The sequence below is a fragment of the Paractinoplanes toevensis genome (assembly GCF_018332695.1).
Taxonomy (GTDB): domain Bacteria; phylum Actinomycetota; class Actinomycetes; order Mycobacteriales; family Micromonosporaceae; genus Actinoplanes; species Actinoplanes toevensis.
This window is the reverse complement of sequence record NZ_BOQN01000023.1, coordinates 56,859-75,194: the sequence shown is the minus strand read 5'-3', so window position 1 is coordinate 75,194 and position 18,336 is coordinate 56,859. Positions and strand designations below refer to the sequence as shown.

The 18,336-nt window shown below is 67.6% G+C and carries 13 protein-coding genes, 1 tRNA gene and 2 pseudogenes; 6 read left to right on the top strand and 10 right to left on the bottom strand.

The annotated features are described in order from the left end of the window. Together Ato02nite_RS09775 and Ato02nite_RS09770 are read right to left on the bottom strand one after the other, a co-directional pair. Positions 1 to 480, bottom strand: a pseudogene (locus Ato02nite_RS09775) (arginine deiminase family protein); the annotation flags it as partial. A gap of 1,585 nt (positions 481 to 2,065) precedes the next feature. Beyond that, positions 2,066 to 2,812 (bottom strand): prepilin peptidase, encoded by a 747-nt coding sequence (locus Ato02nite_RS09770; protein ID WP_213006101.1) that lies wholly within the window; start codon positions 2,810 to 2,812, stop codon positions 2,066 to 2,068. A 444-nt stretch (positions 2,813 to 3,256) separates the two neighbouring features. Between Ato02nite_RS09770 and Ato02nite_RS09765 the strand changes: the two genes are divergently transcribed. Next, positions 3,257 to 3,328, top strand: a tRNA-Lys gene (locus Ato02nite_RS09765). A 660-nt stretch (positions 3,329 to 3,988) separates the two neighbouring features. On the opposite strand, the gene Ato02nite_RS09760 is transcribed toward Ato02nite_RS09765, so the two are convergent. After that, positions 3,989 to 5,029, bottom strand: coding sequence for a phosphotransferase (locus Ato02nite_RS09760; RefSeq protein WP_213006100.1), 1,041 nt, complete (start codon positions 5,027 to 5,029; stop codon positions 3,989 to 3,991). A gap of 870 nt (positions 5,030 to 5,899) precedes the next feature. Here Ato02nite_RS09760 and Ato02nite_RS09755 point away from each other — a divergent pair. Beyond that, entirely contained in the window at positions 5,900 to 7,357 is a 1,458-nt protein-coding gene (locus Ato02nite_RS09755; protein WP_213006099.1) for a metallopeptidase domain-containing protein, read from the top strand. Positions 7,358 to 8,403: 1,046 nt separating this feature from the next. Here Ato02nite_RS09755 and Ato02nite_RS09750 read toward each other — a convergent pair. The 4 genes from Ato02nite_RS09750 to Ato02nite_RS09735 form a co-directional block, all read right to left on the bottom strand. Beyond that, positions 8,404 to 9,882 carry a site-specific integrase gene (locus Ato02nite_RS09750; RefSeq protein ID WP_213006098.1) on the bottom strand — a complete coding sequence of 493 codons (1,479 nt, stop codon included), beginning with the start codon at positions 9,880 to 9,882 and terminating at the stop codon, positions 8,404 to 8,406. 86 nt (positions 9,883 to 9,968) lie between these two features. Continuing rightward, positions 9,969 to 10,265 carry a helix-turn-helix transcriptional regulator gene (locus Ato02nite_RS09745; protein WP_213006097.1) on the bottom strand — a complete coding sequence of 99 codons (297 nt, stop codon included), beginning with the start codon at positions 10,263 to 10,265 and terminating at the stop codon, positions 9,969 to 9,971. Positions 10,266 to 10,719: 454 nt separating this feature from the next. Continuing rightward, positions 10,720 to 11,289, bottom strand: a complete 570-nt coding sequence (locus Ato02nite_RS09740) for a hypothetical protein (protein WP_213006096.1) — start codon at positions 11,287 to 11,289, stop codon at positions 10,720 to 10,722. Between the two features lie 25 nt (positions 11,290 to 11,314). Continuing rightward, on the bottom strand, positions 11,315 to 11,824 hold the full coding sequence (locus Ato02nite_RS09735) for a VUT family protein (protein WP_213006095.1): 510 nt from the start codon (positions 11,822 to 11,824) through the stop codon (positions 11,315 to 11,317). 438 nt (positions 11,825 to 12,262) lie between these two features. Between Ato02nite_RS09735 and Ato02nite_RS09730 the strand changes: the two genes are divergently transcribed. The 4 genes from Ato02nite_RS09730 (at position 12,263) to Ato02nite_RS09715 (ending at position 16,577) form a co-directional block, all read left to right on the top strand. Further along, on the top strand, positions 12,263 to 13,429 hold the full coding sequence (locus Ato02nite_RS09730) for a hypothetical protein (RefSeq protein ID WP_213006094.1): 1,167 nt from the start codon (positions 12,263 to 12,265) through the stop codon (positions 13,427 to 13,429). 628 nt (positions 13,430 to 14,057) lie between these two features. Continuing rightward, the gene (locus Ato02nite_RS09725) at positions 14,058 to 14,753 is read left to right on the top strand and encodes a Panacea domain-containing protein (RefSeq protein ID WP_213006093.1); all 696 of its coding nucleotides are present in this window, start codon (positions 14,058 to 14,060) and stop codon (positions 14,751 to 14,753) included. After that, positions 14,728 to 15,384 (top strand): hypothetical protein, encoded by a 657-nt coding sequence (locus Ato02nite_RS09720; RefSeq protein ID WP_213006092.1) that lies wholly within the window; start codon positions 14,728 to 14,730, stop codon positions 15,382 to 15,384. Before Ato02nite_RS09725 ends, Ato02nite_RS09720 begins: the two co-directional genes overlap by 26 nt. Before the next feature lie 299 nt (positions 15,385 to 15,683). Continuing rightward, positions 15,684 to 16,577, top strand: a complete 894-nt coding sequence (locus Ato02nite_RS09715; protein ID WP_213006091.1) for a helix-turn-helix domain-containing protein — start codon at positions 15,684 to 15,686, stop codon at positions 16,575 to 16,577. 449 nt (positions 16,578 to 17,026) lie between these two features. Here Ato02nite_RS09715 and Ato02nite_RS51490 read toward each other — a convergent pair whose 3' ends face one another. From Ato02nite_RS51490 to Ato02nite_RS09700, 3 genes and pseudogenes are all read right to left on the bottom strand, one after another. Next, positions 17,027 to 17,386, bottom strand: coding sequence for an XF1762 family protein (locus tag Ato02nite_RS51490; RefSeq protein ID WP_246606409.1), 360 nt, complete (start codon positions 17,384 to 17,386; stop codon positions 17,027 to 17,029). Between the two features lie 11 nt (positions 17,387 to 17,397). Continuing rightward, positions 17,398 to 17,625 (bottom strand): DNA methyltransferase, encoded by a 228-nt coding sequence (locus tag Ato02nite_RS09705; RefSeq protein ID WP_246606408.1) that lies wholly within the window; start codon positions 17,623 to 17,625, stop codon positions 17,398 to 17,400. Positions 17,626 to 17,941: 316 nt separating this feature from the next. Then, positions 17,942 to 18,253 (bottom strand): annotated as a pseudogene (locus Ato02nite_RS09700) (DNA methyltransferase); the annotation flags it as partial. Positions 18,254 to 18,336: the final 83 nt, after the last annotated feature.

The following is an 18,336-nucleotide window of genomic DNA, read 5'->3' as shown; positions in this document are numbered from 1 at the left end:
GTGACCGGGTCCAGGCCGGTGTCGATTATCCGCAGCCGCTCGATGCCCATCGCCTCGGCGGCGGCCTCCAGGAACGGGCGCGGGGCCAGGGCCCGCGGTTCGCCGCCGGCATCCGGCTTCACGGTGTACGCGCGGAGCGTGTCGGCGATGTTCGGGTACATCACCACCGCGTCGATGTCGACCATCGTGCACACGGTGTCGAGGTGCATGGTGGCCCGCTCCTGGGCGATCGGCACCACCAGGATGGTGTGCGCGAGCCCGGCCGCGAAAACCCGCCGGGGCGAGGTAGAGCACCTCCACGCCGCGATCGCGCAGCGCGTCAGCGAAGCGATCGTGCTCCTCCTGCGCCCGGCCGACCCACGGGATACCGTCGAAGAGCAGCGAGTCGTTGTTCCGCGGAGTCAGCCGGGCGAGCTCGGCTCCGGGCCGATGGAGCAGGACCGTACGCAGCGGGCTGACCTCACTGTCGACGTAGTTCACCCCGGTACTCCTCGCGTTCGTCCGATGACGTTCTGACTAGATCATGAGACATCGAGGCACGTGAATGCAGCCGAGGCTAACGTTGTCCAGAGCAACCACCAGATGAGCAAGCGAGGGTGCGTCGCACCATCTGAAAGAGTTGTCAAGAGTGAATGCGGCATTCATCCCCACTCACTCGTCTCTCTTTCACCCCCATGTCTTGCTTCCGTGTGGGGTCGTACACATACGGTAGTGAAAGAGAGAGAGACGCAGAACGTGAGCCACGTTCACGCCAGAGAGGTCGGACTGAGCATGCCGAGCCTCTGGTAAGCCGCCACAAACGAACGGCACCCGTCTGTCACACGGATGCCGCTCTTGATCCCTCAACCGAACTGGCAGTCCAAGGAGGTATCACCTTGACCGTAACAAGAACACCCATCCTGCACAACGAGTCAGCGCAGCCTCTACTCATGGTTAATTTCGCCAGCGGTGACGCCCGGTGGAGGAGGACTGGATTCTCGGTTGCCGTCGCCAGATGTGCCCGGATGCATGGATGGCACTCCGTAGGATTCCTCGCGTTCGGCGTGCTGCTTGTCGCGGGGCGACACGGGCCTGCTGAGGAGGTCGCGTGTCGCCTCTAGAGCCGACGGAGGAAACTCAACGCATCGAGCCTCGAGATGAGCGACCAGACAATCGGGACAATCTGGCTCTTGCGCTTGTCGCGCTCGCAGCGCTATGCGTCGTGGCCCTCGTCGTTCTCGGAATCGCAGGAGCTCCGGCGCCCGCGATCGTAGCGGCGGTCGGAGGAATAGCGGCGGCGAGTGTTGCCGCCTTGGCGAGATACATGACCAACAGCTGACCAAGCAGACGTATGCCTTACTGCCCTGCGCTCCTACAACCCCTTGGATGGCGCAGAGCAGTGAGGCATCCGCAAACTCGATTCTCTGCCGTGACGGCGAGGCGTACCGGACCTGGCCATCGATCCAGCATCCTCGATGCCTGGACCCGGCGCGTCGCCTCCCGCAAATGCGGCCGCCGGCACTACGGCCACGAGGTTCTCACCGAGCCGGACGATCTCAGTCCGCTGTTGCGCGCACCCACCGACATCGCCGCCTGGGAGCAACTGCATGACGTTTTGCGGCTGCTCGCCACCCTTCCCTTGCGGCAAGCGAGGGCCGGGAGCGGCAATCGTGCGGCCGTCGGGGCCGGCCGGTGTGCGCGTCGGGCCGCGGACATGGTGGCCGGTTGGTGCGGGCCAGGGATCCGAGATCGGCGGGCGGCGTGCAGGGCCGGCAGCAGTGACGCGGGTAGAGCAGCCACACGACGGTGATCGGCCAGCCGGTCACCTGCCCCGCCGCGCCGGCGGGCAGAAGGGCAGCAAGTTTGAGATAGACCTTGGTTTCGTCGGGCACCCGGTCCAGCGTCCGGTCTTTCGGTTCAGACCGGTGAGGCAAGGTGGCTACGGGGCAGCAGCCTGCACGCTCGGCGAGGCCCGGTCGTTGATCAGGCGTGCGCAAACACCGCAGGCACAAGGGCCGAGCCACGAGGTTGCCGATACCGGCCGCGTCGCGGAACACCACCGTCGAACGGCCGGATCGCCTGGCGGTTATCCGCTGGTCACGAATACGGCGAGCAGAGTGCCGGTGATCAAAAAAGGCCCGAGCGGGATCAGGGATTCCCGGCCGACGCGCCGGGCGGCGAGGAGCGCCCCGGCGAAGGCTGCGGACAGCAGCCATGACAGCGCCGCGCCCAGCACGACCGTACCCCAGCCTTGGGGTCCGAGCAGCAGTCCGCAGAGCGCGGCGAGGCGAACGTCGCCCATGCCGAGCTGTCCTGAGCTGAGTACGGCCAGGACGAGGTGGGCAAGTCCCAGCGATGCGGCAGCGATGCCTGCGGCGACAGCGAGCCCCGGCCGGGCGCTCACCAGGGCGGCGGTGGCGATCAACGACCCGGATCCCGTTGCGGCCCCGCCGACGATCGTGGTCGGTAGCCGGCGCACGCGCAGGTCGATGGCCGCTAGCCAGATGCCGGCGCAGGCGAAGACGAGCCATGCAGCAAGCAGAAGGCTGTCCGCGAGGCTGGAATGGGGCAGCCGCCAGGCGAGCATCGCGAACACAATGGCCGCAACCGGGACGTACCGCCACGGCGCCGTGGTCAGCGGCGTCCCGCAGGACTTGCAGGCGCCATGCCCGACCCAACCCCGAAGCCGAGCCGGCAGAGATTCCTGGCAGTGCGGGCAACCGACCACTGCGGCGCTGCCAGTCGGCGCGGACAGCCGATAGACCGGCAGCGGCAGGAGCGCACCGATACCGGCGCCGAGCGCGGCGATCCCGACGGTCGCGACGACGTTCACCGGCGCGATAGTAGCCCGGCTGCTGGCACACTCTCACCGCCATTAGCAGCACCATGTCTGTACGAGGTGACCAGCGCGATCGCCGACCCCAGCAGCAAGTCCAAGGCGGCAACACCTCGCTGGGCGGCGCGGGAGCTATCTGGCTTGGACGACGCCGATCCGTGAGGCGAATTCGCGTAGGCCGGGCAGGCTGTGGCTTGGTGTTGCTGGACAGCAGCTACTGGGTGAGCTGTCAGGCCCGCGCGGCCGGTACTGGGCTTCCTCGGGTACGTCACGCTCGGGGGCGCGGAGCGCGTTGAAGGCGCCGGACAGCGCCAGTGGTCCGGCCCGAGTGTTCCAACGCTGCGGAGGACGGCCCACCGCGACAACTGTGAGCAGCCACGAGAGCGTGTTGGGAAAGCCGCGCGCCCTACCGGAGACGGCTCGGGTAACCTTGTGGCGCGCGGGCCGCTAGCTCAATGGCAGAGCTGTGGACTTTTAATCCATAGGTTCGGGGTTCGAGTCCCCGGCGGCCCACAAAAAGTTTGTCTGACCTGCAAATATAGATATGTATTCAAGTGACACTAGTCGATATGATGGGTGTGTTCGTTGCGCCTTGACGGCGAAGGATCCCGCCGACGAGTGAGCGGTGACGGTCTGCGGCGAAGCCGTCCACGACCGTCAAGGCGGCAACCTCGCCCCCGCGCTGTGACCCAAGTCGCCGAGTAAGCGCCGAGTTCGGCGCTTGGCGGTGAACGAGGCTGAAGTGCCACGGTGCTCGGTCTCGACCGGGTCGAGGCTGCTGGCGGCGGCACGGGCGGGTGCCTCGGCCCGGTTCTTGCACGGCGGTTGCGCCGGCCGGGGACACGGTGCCGTGTACCTGCCAGTGCTCAGCGGGGCAGAAGCGGCCTTACCCCGGCGGTTCGCGGTGGTGGCCCCCCCGGGCGGCGACGCGTATCTCTGCACTGTCCCCGCTGGCTTGTCGCATCGGCTGCCGCTGCCATCGAGGCCTCGGAGACAGGGCTGCTCATGGGGCAGCCGGGCCGTCCGATCCCCGGCGAAGAGGAACCTGACGCCAGGCCGTCGCAGGCGGCCCGTGCGGCCCGCACGTGGCGACGCCTGGGCCGAGAACCCCCGACGGTCCCGGTGGCCCGCCCACGGCCGAACGCGGCCGTCGTGCCGTGCGGGTGGCGCGGTTCAGCTTCCGGTGAACGCGGCGGTGACCGCGTCGCGGCGTGTGGTCCACCAGCCCAGCACGGCCGACGCCGAGGTGAACAGGTAGTCGCAGGACGTGTCGGTGTTGTCGTAGTGCAGCCGTAGCTGCCACAGGTCGTTGCTGACGCGTTCCCACCACAGTCGGTGGACCGCATCGGCCAGGTCGGAGGCGGCGACGGGGCGGCCTTGGCGGTAGCCGGCGCTGAACGCGGCGATGCGGTCGAGGTCCAGTCCGCGCTCGTCGCCGTAGCCGAACAGCAGTGTCGCCGAACGGGCGATCTCCAGCCCGAGGGGCCGGACGTCGAGGCGGTCCCAGTCGAGCACGGCCGACACGGATCCCCCGTTCCATAAGAGATTTAAGTACTGAAAGTCGCCGTGCGTGTATCCGCACGGCTCGACTGGTATCCCTGCGGTGGGGCGGAGATCGGCCGTCTGCTCGAGCAGATGGCGGCGGCGGTGCAGTTGCGCCTCGGCGTAGCGGTCGAAGTCGTCGCGTCCAGGCAGCTGGGCAATCAGATCCAGGTATCGGTTGATTTTCGTGTGGGCGGTCGCCAGGTCGGTCACCGGAGCCACGAGGCGGTGCGGAGCCGGCGCCATGATCTCGGCGAGAGCGGTGTGCAGGCGGGCCAGCAGCTCGCCCAGCGCGGCGGCTTCGTGAATGGTCAGGGTCAGGCCGTGGCGGTGGGCGCCGTTGACCCAGGGCTGGACCGCGTAGACCGCGCCGTCGACGGTCACCACGCTGTCGTCGCCGGCGGTGGCCGGTGCCGGTACGGGCAGGCCGAGGCGGGCCAGCGCCGTGGTGGCGCGGTGCTGGCGGCGGGCCGCAGTGGCATCGACGTCGAGAACTTGCTTGACCGCCCACTCGCCGAGCGTCGTGGTGACTCGCCAGTTGCGGTTCATGAGACCTTCGGTGACCACGTCGACGCGGACGACCGGGCCGATCCGGAAGGCGTCGACCACCTGATGCAAGGTGCTCGGGCTTAGCGTCAGCGCGCCGGCGGCGTGGGTGGGGTGGGACCGCATCGCCAACTCATACCAGCCGCGCCGGCACACGACCGCGAGCCACACCGCGATCCGGTGCGGTCGTAGGGCTGCCGTTCGCGGCGCGCCCCCGTGGGCGGACGTCGAGGATCAAGGGTCCGCGGAACCCATCGAGAACAGGACGCAGTCCACGCCCATTCGTTCGTAGGCGGCCAAGAGCTCGGGGAAGTCACAGGGCGCCGCCGAACCGGAATCCGTCGTCGTCAAACGCGGAGCCGCGGAGCGGGCCGCAGGTGACGGGGCTCTGTGTGGCGGCGAGGTGGATGCTGTCGGCCATGGTGGTGTGTCGACCGGATCCGGAGTCGCCTCCGTGCTACCCGCCGATGGGGTGGTCTCGAGGGGTAACCGGTCGAGGGGCCGTTCGTGTCCTTTGCCATCGGAGTATGTCCGCGTGCCAGCGAGCTCTGTCCCGCCGAGGGTTTGTGTCACCGAAGTATGTCCCGCCGACGGCGCCCTGATCCGCAGCCGTGGCGTGATGCCGATCGAGCTGCTCGAACGAAAAGCCCGGGAGTTCGGTTCCGCACTTCGTACCGTTCGCTGAAGTTTTCGCAGGTCACGGCTACTGCGCCCGCGACGTTGAGCTGATGTTCGTGAATGCTAAACGCCACCCGGCGACGCGGCTGACGGCAGGCGACGGTCCGGCTGCAGTCGTTCACCGGCGCCGGGCTACGCCCATCGCGGTGATCACACAGATAGTGCCCGCGCTGCTGCGCACCCGGCGATTCCTGCTTCACGGTCGCGGGCTCGCGGACGCTCGGTGTTGACTAATCGGCGATGATGGATGGATCGAGGCTCGTCGGCGACGCGTCCGGACGCCGACTGCCGAGTCGAGCGAGTGACCGGGGAGTATCCATGAACGTCGCGGTCCTGCTGTTCTACTGCAACGACAATCCGCGGGAGACCGGGTTCACGCGCGACTGGGCGGAGAAGGCAGTCCACGTCACCGGTGAATACCTGGCCGCGCAGTCGGCCGGCCGGGTCACTGTGACGTGGCAGGTGTTCGAGTGGGTCGAGCTGGACATGACGGCCGCCCAGTGGATCGCGTTGAGCGCGCAGGGCATCACGTCCGTCCTGCCCGTCGTCCAGGCGCAACTCGGCGACGCTGTCGACTTGGACGGCTTCGACCACTACCTCGTCGGCATCGATGTGCCGGGCGCCGGCGGCGGGACCACACCGGGCAACTACACCTATCTCGCGGCACAGAACTTCTCGCCCTCATTCATCGGACACGAGTTCGGGCATGTCTTCGGCGCGGACGATGCGTTCGGCGAGACGACCGCCGGCCCGGTCCGATACCAGAATCGCTTCTGCATCATGGGCTCCGCCGGGTGGCCGGCGACGTTCAGCGAACCGACACTCATCGCCGAACACCAATCCGGTCTGGACCACGCCGGGCCCAACATGTGTGCCCCCACTCTGATGGCGACCGGATGGCTCGACGGCGCCCGGCACGGACTGACACTGGATCTGACCGGCACCGACCTGACGTACCACGGTGGCCGCGTCGAGACCTTGTCCGCGTTGGCCGGAGCCCCGCCTCCTGGCCTTCTCTGGACGAGGCCACCGCTGGTCATCCGCTACGACGACCTGCTCGTCGAGTACCGCGTCCCCGCGGCCGACGGCTGGGACCGCGGCCTGCCCCATCCCGGCACCGATGCGATCGGCTGGGTCGTCGTGCACCGCTCCGCGCCGGGCGGCTCGATGGTGGCCGATTACGTCACATCGGTCGGCGCGGCGCCCGGCGCCACCATGGTGCTGGGCCGGGAGGACCCCCTCGACATACTCCATCCCGGTCCACTCACCGTCACCGTGCTCAAACCGAATCCGGATGAGAGTTCCGTCCGGCTGGTGTTCTCCCGCCACGCCGCCCACGTGCCCGGGCAAGCCGGACGCACCTTCGGTGGGGTCACTGTCGACGCAGGTGGCTGGCTCTGGACGCCCACCGGGCTCCATCGGGTGCCCCCGCATTCGCCGCTGCTCACGGTGCTCAAACTCGTCGGCGCGGTGCAAGGCCTGCACACACTCTCCAGTCACGCCTCGGCCGACGAACTCGACGCCATTCGCCAGCAAACGGCGCGGGTGCTGCACGCTTTGCAGTTGAGCGTTGCCCGGCTGGAGACCGAGGTCCCTCGTTCTCCGATCGACCAGATACAGGACGAGCTCACCGTCCTCGACGACGCGGTGCGACGCCTCGACGACAGCCGCGACGAACCCGGCTCCGCCGTCGAGTTCCTGGACGCCGGCCGCCGCAGCCTCGCCCGGCTGCGGCACCTGGCCAACGACGCCGCCGAGGCCGAACGCCGCGATTAGGGCCTGTATCAAACTGGGGGCCGGAGCGAGGCGAGGTCCAGGTGTCGTCTCCGACTTCGACACAGATCAGAGGTGTTCCACGCCTTGATCGCGGCGACAGACAGACTTGAGTGGCAGAAACTCTCAGCGGGACGAAGTTCGCTGGCACGCGGACATACTCCGATGGCAAAGGACAGTTCGGGGAGAACGGGCCCTCCTCCCGATGCTGGCTCTGCCCGCGACTATCGACACCAGCGGTTCGTGAGTTTTGACTCCGTTGATCGGCTCGTCATGTGATCAATCTCCGCGAGTTTTGAACGCACTTTCGTCGCCTGCTGGAGCCTGGTCGTTGCCGGCCGGGCGTTCTATACCGGATTGTTCCGACCTCCGGGCAGGACACCACAGTTGGGGCAAGCCATCCGCGGGCGGCGATCGTGGCTGCCACAGACCATGCAGCGAGCAACCGGATCGGTTCCAGCGGCGCACGCCTCAAGTACCCGGCCCACGACGACAGGCAGCGACTCGGCCGGAAACCTCTGCGGTTCGGGGCAGTAGGCGATGGCGTGGCAGCCCCAGGAATCCCATGGATGCAATGTCGCCGGCACCCGTTGACCGTCTCGCTTCTGACGACGCCGAAGCGCGGCGAAGGCCGCTGCCTGCGGTGGCACCAGAGCGCGGGCAGCCTCTAGCTCTTCAAGAGCAAGAACCAAGGACGCCGGATCTTCCTCGATGCGGTCGGGGATGCAATGAGTGGCTGCGAGGCTGTTCCAGGTGGCCCGGAAGCCGAAGGGAGCGAAATGGTCGAGGCAGTTCCGGAGCCGCACCCTGCGCACCCGAGGGTCCAGGCTTTGATCGCGCACCCGGCGGGCGGTCGCAGGAAAGCTCGTCACCTCAGGATGATCACACAGCCCACATCTAGCGAGTTCAACCTAAGCAGCCGCAGGGCACTCGGTGTCGAAACTCGCGGACACGAAATCTAGCGACGATCTTGCGGTGCCGAATCCGACGTTCAACTGGTGTCCGGAGTCGCCGACACAACCACGATGCCGACCGTGACGTCTCGCCGGTCAGGCCGCCCGGGGCCGTCGGCGGCGGGGAACCAGCGCGGCGGCGGCTTCGGCCTTTTCGCGTTCGCTTTCGAGTTCGACGATGACGCTGGTGTAGGTGTTGCTGGTGATGGTGATGGTGGAGTGCCCGAGCAGTTCCTTGACGTCGGTGAGGTCAGCGCCGGAGGCCTTCAGGAACGTGGCGGCGCAGTGGCGCAGGTCGTGCAGGCGGATCGGGGGGAGCCCGGCGTCGCGCACGAGCCGGTCGAAGGCCTTCGTGACGGCGTCCGGGTGCCATTTCTCGCCGTTGGGTTGGACGAAGAAGAATCCGGTGTTGGGCCACTTGCTGCCGCAGACCAGTTGCCAGCGGGCCCGGCGGGCGAGGTAGGCGCGCCACGCGGCGACGGTGAAGCTGTCCAGGGCGAAGGTCCTGTTGCCGGACTCGGATTTGACCTTCTTGTCGACCGGGTCGTATCCGTCGGTGGTGCGCTGCAGGTCGACTGTCGCGAGGGCGTCGTCGAGGTCGACGGTGGTGTCGCGCAGGCCGAGTGCCTCGCCGCGGCGCATTCCGCGGTGCATGATGCCCACGAACACCGGGTAGAGGCCGATGTCGTGGTCCTGGGCGTAGTCCAGGAACTCTCCGGCCTGTTCGGGGGTCCACACCATGACGGGGCTGGGCTTCTTCCCGGTCTCGTGCCACCGCGCCACGGCCTTGGCGGTCCATACCCGGGGTTTGTGTTGGGTGGCGGACGGTAGTTCGACGTGCTTGGCGGGGTTGAAGTCGATCAGCCGGTTGTTGGTCCGGGCCATCGCGTCGTTGAGCGCTTTGCGCAGCGTGGCGCGGATGCGCTGCATGGTCGTGGGGCCGGTTGTCCGCATGCCCCGGACGGTGGCGCGGATCTGCGGGTCCGCGCTTTGTCGGGCGATCTCGATGGCGGTGTTGAAATCGGTGATCGCGGTGAACATCGCCGCGATGTGCTCGACTCGCAGCTTCACCAGCGGGATTGCGCCCAGGTGCGGAATGAGGTGCACGCGGATGTGGCAGCCGTAGGCGCGTTTGGTGCCGGGCTCGATGCTGCGCCGGGACTCCAGCCATTGGGGCAGGTACTCGCCGAGGGTCATGTCGGCGGTGGCCGGTAGGCCTGCGTTGACCCGCTTGGCGATGGTGTCGCGGTCGGGCAGCGGGGCTCCGGCCTTGACCTGCTGGAGCAGGTCGGCGATCTCGGTCGCCAGCGCGGTGTCGTCGCCGGCGAGTGCCAGCAGGGCGATGGCCTGGCTGCGGTCGTTGGCGGCGTCGTCACGGCCGTCGAAGGTGTAGCGGCGCAGCGGCGACCGGCGAGAGCCGTCGGCCCGTTTCGGTAGTTCGAGTTGGTATCCCCACTTGCCGTGATGCGAGTTCCAGGTCCCGCCGGCCCGGCGCAGCTGGGGGCAGCGCCTGCCCAGTTTCTTACCGGCGGTGTCGCGGCAAGTGCAGATCTTTAGGAGGGATCCTTCAGCCATGCGGGTGTAGCTCCTTCAGGGGGTTATGGGGCAGCCGGAAGCTGCGGATTTCACATAGGTGATCGACGCGTGCCTTCGCGAACAGATCAAGTCGCCGACGGCGGCGGGTCGGCCGGTGGTGCGTCGCCGGCGGACAGGCGCAGGGCTTGCAGGATCGCCGCGACCGGTACGCGGTAGCGGGTGCCGAACCGCAGCACGGGGACCGGGAACTGGCCGCGTTTGGCAAGGTCGTAGGCGGCGGCGCGGGACACTCCGAAGATTCGCGCCGCGGTGGCGATGTCCGTGTGCAGGCCAAGGGCGTGGATCCGCTCGGGGGTCCAGGTCGTGTCGTCGGCGGGCTGACCGCAGACGTGCGGGTGCCGGCCGTGGTTGGGGATGGTCATGGCAAGGCGGTCCTTCCAGGACGTGGGGTGATGAGGAGAAGCCGGGAAGCAGTCGGCCCGTTCGAGGGGATGCCGTCGGCGGTGACCTCCGCGCGCTGCCGCCCGAACCCGGTACCGCAGTCCTCCCGTGCGGCCAGGAACCCGCCCGGACGTGGCGCGCCGCCGGGCTGGTTGACCTGGTCGAGCCAGGACAGCAGTTCGGGCAGCTTGCGGCGGGGCCTAAGACCACACGGGGGCGTCGGCCCCGTGGCAGCCGATCGCGGCAAGGTGACGCGGCTTCGGCGGGCATAAGTCGTATGCGGCGCCGCTTCAGATGGCGGATACGCCGCCGCCGATCCGTGTGGACCGGCAGGAGGGGTCTGGGCACAGCGGCTTGTCGTCGGCACTTGCCCTGGGCGACGAGGTGAGGGTTCACGTGTCCGCGCCGGAAACGGTTCGGCGCGAGCCACGCGGCTCAGTGGTTTGAGTGCCAGTCGCCCGGTGTGACGGTCTCCCGCGCGACTGTCTGAAGCCAGTCCGGTAGATGGGGCAGGTTGCGGCTAGGTCCGTAGGTCAGATAAGTGCCGTCCACCGAGTGGCAGCCGATGCTGTCGGCGTACCGAAGTCGGCGAAGGCTGTTCACTCTCCCCATGTGGGTGCGGACGCCGTGCGCGTGGGCTGCGGCCACCAGGTCCGCTGCGGCGGCTCCGAGCTTCCAACCGGTGGTGCCGCCCAGGAACAGCACGTCGATCTCCGGGAAGTGGATCGCCGCGGCGGTCATGCCGTCCTGAGCCACGAGCGCAGCGCGGTATCCGGCGGCGCGGATGCGGGACAGCATCGGCAGTGACCTGGACAGGGTGGCTGCACTGTCCGCGACGACGTCGGGGGCGGTGGCGAACGCACACCGCCCCCGGTGCTCGCGGCGGCGGCAAAGCCATTGCAGGTAAGCGGTGTCACCGGGGTAGCGGCCGGTGAAGGCGCTGTTGTCGGCGATCCAGTCTACGGCCGGTTCGACCCGGTTCCCGGCCGCGGGGGTGGCGATCATTCCGAGCAGCCCGCGCTGCATAGCCTCACGGACGCGGGGGCCAGAGGCGGTGGCGTAGTAGCGCACGAGAGACCAGCACGGGGAGGACGACCGCGGCGGTGGCGGTGGTCTTGGCGAACAGTTGCCCGGGTAGCGCCGCGGTGACGGCGAACCCGGCCAGCGTAAGGAAGACGAGGCTGTCGACGGTGGCGCCGACGGTATTGGAGGCGAGCACGGCCCGAGCCCAGCCGTGACGGCGCAGCGGGGTGTACACGGTTAGGTCGGCCAGTTCGGAGACGGCGAACGCGACACCGGAGGCGAGGGCGAGCTGCGGGCCGGCTGTCCCGGCGGAGGCGAGCGCCGCGGCGAGGATCGCCGCGTACACCGTGGCGCGGCCCCAGAGATCGTGCAGGAGATCCCGCAGGGTCAGGATGAGTCCGGCGGCCCAGGTGCCCGCGGTGGCGGTGAGACCGAAGCCGACGTCGATCAGGCCATAGCGGGCGGTGAGAGTGTTCGCGGCGACGGCCGTGGTGATGAACGCCGTCACCACCGCCATCTGCGCCAGGCTGCGCGATCGAGAGTTTGATCTCGTTATGTGGTGTCGCGCAACGCGTCGAACTGCCCGATGGCGGGTCTGCGCGAACCCGTTCGTCCGCGGTGTGCGGTTCTGACCGGCAGTTGGTGTCGGGTCGGGGATCAGGGATGGCGTGGTCATGAACGTCCGTTCCTTCGACAAGAGGACATCGGCGCCGACGCCCGAGAGGCGCAGCGACGGTGAAAGGTGCCCCGGCAGGGACGGCGTCGCCGTTCCCTGCCGGGGCGTGGGTTCAGGGCTCAGGTGTCGGGGGCTTGCCAGCGCAGCCGGGCGATGTGCTCGACACCGTGGTCGGTGCGCGGCCGGCTGGGACGAGACCAGCCGGGTGCTGGCGGCCGGGCGGCGACCATGCCCCCCCCCCGCTGCGCCTCCTGCGCCTGCGCTCAGCAACTGCGTCTCATGCTCGGCGAGGCCAACGGCGTAGTGCGCGCTGACCTCGAGCCCGTCTTCGCGGCGCTGCACCGACAGCCGCCACATACGGTGCTGGCCTGGCTGCGCGGCCGTGGCGCCCGCGCGCTGATGGCCGCCATCGGCCACGGCAAAGGCCCGGTCACCCACGAGACTCTGGATCAGCTCGCGGCGCCCGCCCGTACCGTCGCGCACTTGCGCGGCCTCCTGGTCAGCGTCGGAACGCTGCCTCAGCGGGACGACTACCTCGCCCCACTCGAACAGTGGACGGCCAGAGCGACCGCCCGTATCGCAGATCCGAACGAGCGCGCCATCGTCCGCCAGTTCGCGACATGGCACCACCTGCGACGGTTGCGACGCCTCAGTCAACAAACCGGCACGACGACATATACGCAGGTCGGGGCCGTCCGACGGGACGTGAAGGCCGCGATCTCCCTGCTGGCCTGGCTCCGCGGAGCCGGCTCCTGTCTCGCGGACTGTCGCCAGGCAGACCTCGACGAATGGCTCGCTGACGGCTCCGGGCAGCGCTCCAATGCCCGTCGCTTCCTGCTCTGGGCCATAGCCCGCCGACGCGCCCCGGCCCTGGAGATTCCCGCCCCGCCCCGGGACGCCGTCGCGCCGTTCATCGCCCACGATCGACGCTGGAATCTCCTGCGCCGGCTCCTGCACGACACCGACCTTGACCTCGGCGACCGCGTCTGCGGGCTGCTGGTTCTTCTGTTCGCCCAGGCATGCAGCCGAACCGTCCGCCTCACCACCGACGACGTGCAGTACGACGGCAGCCACGTCACGCTGGCGCTGGGCGCAAAGCCCATCCAGATACCACCGCCCGTGGACGACCTGCTCACCGAGCTCGTGCGGCAGCGTCGCACCGACACTCCGGGCGCGGTCTGGCTGTTCCCCGGCGCGGTGGCCGGACGGCCATTCAGCGCTGACCAACTGTCCCGACGGCTCAACGCGATCGGAGTCCGGGTACGGGCGGCCCGGAACACGGCCATGCTCGACCTCGCCGGGGACGTCCCTGCCGTGGTGCTCAGCCATCTGCTCGGACTCCACGTCCGCACCACGACCGACTGGGTCCGGCTGGCTGGCGCCACCGGAGCCGAGTATGCGGCAGAGGTCTCTCGGCGCGAGCCGTTCGGCCGCAACAGAGGTTAGGAGTGACGACTGCGCGCGTGAGCCTGTCGGCGTACGGTCCCAAATGCCAGAGACCGGTACGCCAAATGTGTTGAGATCCGGGACACGGAGCCCTCCGTGCGCCACAACAGCGGCGGACCCGGCAACCCGCCTCCGCTACTCACGGTGAGTATCGGTGGGCGTGGGGTGGCGCCCGGGTCACCAGATCCGGATGTTTGCCGGGCGATGGGTTCTTGGGGCGTCAGCTTGATCACGCTCGCGGGCGTTGTTCCCGCAACCGCCGGCTGGCCCGACGATATCGACCAATGGCAGCCCGAAACCCGACGAACCCGTCACCCCCCAGCCCGACAAGCGACCCTTATAGCCAGCGCAGGCCGGAAGATCAGCCGTTACGCCACTTCCAGGGACTTGACCGGACCGCGGACCGCGTCTCCGCAGCTCAGGCGCTAATGATCTTGCGTGTCCGCAGGGACTCGAGCCCGCAATCTTCTCCGTAGCCAATCGAACATGCGTTCGATATGCTAATTCGACTCGTCCGATCGAGCCGAACTCAGTAACCAGCGCTGGGGTGAACAGCACGATTAGGTGGTCGCAGGGACTCCCCGGCTGTACGTACACTTGGCTACAACAGCTGTTAAGGGAGCCCTCGTTGGCAACGAACGCGCACGACGTCGCAGCAGCGGTGCTGGCGCAGGTCGGCCCGATGGAAGCCATGCGGCTACAGAAGCTTGTCTACTACAGCCAGGCGTGGCACCTCGCCCTGCTGGATACACCGCTCTTCCCAGACACAATCCAGGCTTGGCGCGACGGCCCTGTCACTCGAACGTTGTGGGATACGCACAGTGGTCAGCGTAAGGTCGGCGTCTGGCCAGCTGGAGATCCGAAGAAGCTGAGCGCCAGCAGCGCGAAGGTGGTGTCCCTGGTCTGTCAAGTTTATGGCGGCCTATCAGGAGATGATCTTTCTGCCTTGACCCACGGTGAGCCCCCATGGGTCAACGCGCGACATGGCGTTCCTGACGATCAGCCCAGCAGGGTAGCGATCCAACCTGACGCCATGAAGCACTACTACCGGACCAAGTCGTTCGCCGGCCGAGGCGTTGCCGATCTTGTCACGGGCGGACTTCACGGATTTGTCGATCCTGCGCTGGAGGCATCCGAGCGAAGCAGAATTTTCGCAGAGATCCGTGACGAGTTCCGTAGAGAGCAGCCCGCGGACGAAGCCGGGTCTCCTGAGCCGTTCGGATCAGCCTTCCATACGCGCTGCGACCACGAGAATCCACCTCGCGTCAAGGCAAGCCTCACACGGGAGCGTCCGCGACGTGGCAGTGCGACCCACCCAGCTTGAGCCGAACCTACACACCGTAGTTTTTGATGTGAATGTGCTTCTGGACGTAGCAGAGCTTCTGGGGCCGCCTTTTACGTGGGACAAGTTCACCGACATGGCGGCCCGGCACAGCGCGACGCCGACACCTCACCTCGCCGATCGACGTGTGGACAGCCTCAGGGCGATCGCGCTGACACAGAGCGGCCGCTTCGCAGGTCCAGAGATGTTGGAAGTATGGACCTCTAAGCACATCGACGACCTCCTTGTGCGTAAAGCAACGCAGCCCCGCGACGGCGGCACTCCTGAAGCTAGCGGGCTCGGCTGGAGCCGCGAGGACGCGGAAGACCTTCTGCAGGACCTCCTCTATGACCTTGTCTTCGACATGACCGGCGGTGGCCTTGTCAACTTCGACGGAGTGGAAGGTCACCCGCCGCTTGACCATGAGGATGCCTGTGTCTTCACCACTGCTCTTCAGGCCGCTGATGAATCATTACCTCCCTCCATCAAATACTGCGTGACCAGGGACTATGCGTTTCGGCGCGCGCCTCACTTATCGTCCAATGTGCTGGTGCTCTACCCCGACGAGTTCGTCCGTCTAGTCCAGAGATCCAGGCAAGCAGTCGCTATGAAGCAACTTCTGGGACCTCGATGAACGCCGAGCACCCGCATCAGTCGGTGCCGTCGATCAAGGATCGCGGCAGACCGGGCTGACGTACAGCTCGGACTCATCGGGTCGAACCGGGTGAGGGGCATTCCGCGCGTTCGACTATCCGTAGTTGCGGGTTACTCTCCGGGTCGAGCAACTCCTCTGCGAGGAGCCGCCGTCGCGATCAGGTCCGTGGCTGCACGGCAGCTGACGGTCTCGATGACGCAGTAGTCGGAGGTGCGCTGTTCTCGTACGATGGTGACATCGAACTCCGGGAGGCTGGGGTGGACGGTAGCGCTACTCCGATGCTGCAAGGACGGCGGCTGCGCAGCGTTCTGCGCCGGCTCCGCGAGGGCGCCAAGCTGACGCAGGAGTATGTCGCGACAAAACTTGACTGGTCGAAGTCCAAGGTGCTGCGCATCGAGAACGGCCAGAACTCGGTTTCGACGACCGACCTCAAAGCCTTGTTGGATCTGTACGGCGTCAAAGATTTGGCCGAGATCGACCGCTTGGTGGGCCTCGGCCGCGAGAGCCGCAAACCTGGCTGGACGGATAAGTTCAGAGACGGATTCGTTGACGAGTTCAGGAAGTTCCTCGAGTACGAAGGTGGCGCGGCCGTCATCCGGCAGTTCGAGGCGATGATCGTCCCTGGGCCGCTGCAGACGGAGTCCTACGCGACGGCGACGATCGGCGTTTGGGGTCGCGGAGCCGCCGAGCAGGTGATCGCGCGCCGGGTGGAGATGCGGTTGGAACGGCAGCGGCTGCTCTGGGACGGCGACACTCCCCAGATGTTGTTTGTCCTCGACGAGGCCGTGCTGCGGCGCCAAGTGGGGAACAGGACGGGTGCGCGTCAGTTGATGACGGAGCAGTTGCACCAATTACGGCTTTTGGGCGCTCGGCCGAGTGTGTCCATTCGGGTGCTTCCCTTCGACGTCGGCGAGCATGCCGGCATGCCCGTTGGGTCGTTCACCATCCTCGAGTTCGACTCGCCGGAAGACGAGGACTTGCTCTATCTCGAGTCCCCATCGGGCGATCAGATCGTCGAGGCCCATCCTGACGGGCTGGCGAGATATCACGAGGTGTTCGACGAGCTACTTGAGCTGTCGCTGTCGTCGGGCCAGACCGCCGACCTGCTGGACCGGCTAATCGCCGAGGTATCCGATGCCGCCGACTCCGGATGTGAGCGGTCACCGCCGTAAATTGTTCCGCATGTCCGCGGGGAACGCGCGAAAGGGTGGCAGTCATGCGACTGCCACCCTTTCGTTTTTGGGTATTACGGCTGCGACGTTTGCGGGATACTGTTGCGCATCTGGGCCAGCCCGACAATCAGGGCCGACGCGAGCGCCGTCGCTGCGCCGAGCACGGCAGGCAGTTCGCTCGGACTGTATCCGCACCACCGGGAGATGGGCAGCAACATCAAGATAAATACGAGCACGATGACGATAGCGGGTGGTTGACTGCCATTCACGGTTCGGCTCCTAATCGGCGCTGGGGTACTGACCACAGCGTCGCATCAGCAGTCGGCGGTGCGCCACACTCGCGCGAAGTTCGACTGAGTAGCCAATCTGCTACATGCGGATCTGCTACGTAGCAGTCTGCTATGAGAATATCGCCGGTATAACGCCATTCGAAGCAACGGCGGCAACGCTCAGGACGCGAAAGCGTGCGCCCAAGCGCAACCGCCACCAGCCAGTAGTCCGGTTTGGCTCGTTGCTCGCTCACCGGCTACGAGCGTGCCGAACCGTGACCCGAGCTGGTCGCCGGAATGGATTCGCGTACGCCAGAGAGCTCCGGACGGAGGCATTCCGCAAGTTCTGATATCCGTGGTTGCGGTTAGGGTGAGGCCGTCTTGCAGCAGCCGGGCCACCGGCCGGCCCACCACGGCGACACCGACGAGCAGGTTGTCCCCGTTGGCGGCGCCGATGCTGAACTTGTGCCCGGCCGGCGGACGGTGGTGGCGGTGCCAGTCGGTGATGAACGCGCTGGCCTGGGCGAAGGTGACCGGCACCGTGCGGACCTTCATGTCTGCGGCCCGCCGCCCGGATCCGGCGGCAGGTAGGGCTGCAGGCGGGTCAGGGCCTCGTCGTGGAACCGTGCATAGATGTCGATCCCGGTGTACGAGCGGCCGAGGTGCACCGCGGCCATGCCGGTGGTGCCGGCCCCGGAGAACGGGTCGAGGACCCGCCCGCCGGGCGGGCAGCCCGCGGCGATCGCCCGCGACGGCAGGTCGATCGGGAACAGAGCCACGTGCGACCCCCCCGGTACGGGCGGGTCGCGATCCGCCACACGTCCCCGGGGTTGCGGCCCCGGGGGTGGCCGGCGGTGTGGGCGTGCCCGACCGCGACGAGGTTGCCCCGTCCCGCCCGCGGTTCCACCAGCACGGTGTCGGTGTCGTACTTGCCGGCACCGTAGGCGCTGCTCCCGCGCCGTCTCGCGGTCGCCCCGATCCCGCCGGTGCGGCCCTTGCGGGCGCCGCCGACGATGCGGGTGCCGTCGACCGCGTCAGGGCGTTGCAGCGGGACCCGGATGGGATCCAGGTCGAAGTAGTACGACTGGGATCGGGTCAGCAGGAACAGCAGTTCGTATGAGGTGGACAGCCGGTCGCGGACGGACTCCGGCATGGGGTTGGTCTTGGCCACACCACCGCGTTACGCAGGGTCCAGCCGGCCGTCTGCAGCGCGAACGCGACCCTCCACGGCACGCCGTTGAGGTTCTTCGCCGGTAGCGGGCCGGGTGTCCGCTCGCCGGTGGCGCTGCCGGTGCTGTAGCTGTCGCCGAGGTTGAGCCAGCAGGTGCCCGTCTTCACCAGCACCCGTCGGGCCTCAGCGAACACGGCGACCAGCCGGGCGACGTAGTCGTCGAGGCTGTCCTCGAGCCCGTACTGCGGGTCAGCCCACCGCGCCCCGCACCGGGCGCATGCCGACCCGTCAACCCGACGGGTACGCCGCCGGGTCGACG

Excerpts from the sequence above, each read along its gene's own strand:
- Ato02nite_RS09760 (WP_213006100.1), bottom strand. The coding sequence starts at position 5,029 with ATGCGGTCCCACCCCACCCACGCCGCCGGCGCGCTGACGCTAAGCCCG.
- Ato02nite_RS09755 (WP_213006099.1), top strand. The coding sequence starts at position 5,900 with ATGAACGTCGCGGTCCTGCTGTTCTACTGCAACGACAATCCGCGGGAG.
- Ato02nite_RS09750 (WP_213006098.1), bottom strand. The coding sequence starts at position 9,882 with ATGGCTGAAGGATCCCTCCTAAAGATCTGCACTTGCCGCGACACCGCC.
- Ato02nite_RS09745 (WP_213006097.1), bottom strand. The coding sequence starts at position 10,265 with ATGACCATCCCCAACCACGGCCGGCACCCGCACGTCTGCGGTCAGCCC.
- Ato02nite_RS09740 (WP_213006096.1), bottom strand. The coding sequence starts at position 11,289 with ATGATCGCCACCCCCGCGGCCGGGAACCGGGTCGAACCGGCCGTAGAC.
- Ato02nite_RS09735 (WP_213006095.1), bottom strand. The coding sequence starts at position 11,824 with ATGGCGGTGGTGACGGCGTTCATCACCACGGCCGTCGCCGCGAACACT.
- Ato02nite_RS09730 (WP_213006094.1), top strand. The coding sequence starts at position 12,263 with ATGCTCGGCGAGGCCAACGGCGTAGTGCGCGCTGACCTCGAGCCCGTC.
- Ato02nite_RS09715 (WP_213006091.1), top strand. The coding sequence starts at position 15,684 with ATGCTGCAAGGACGGCGGCTGCGCAGCGTTCTGCGCCGGCTCCGCGAG.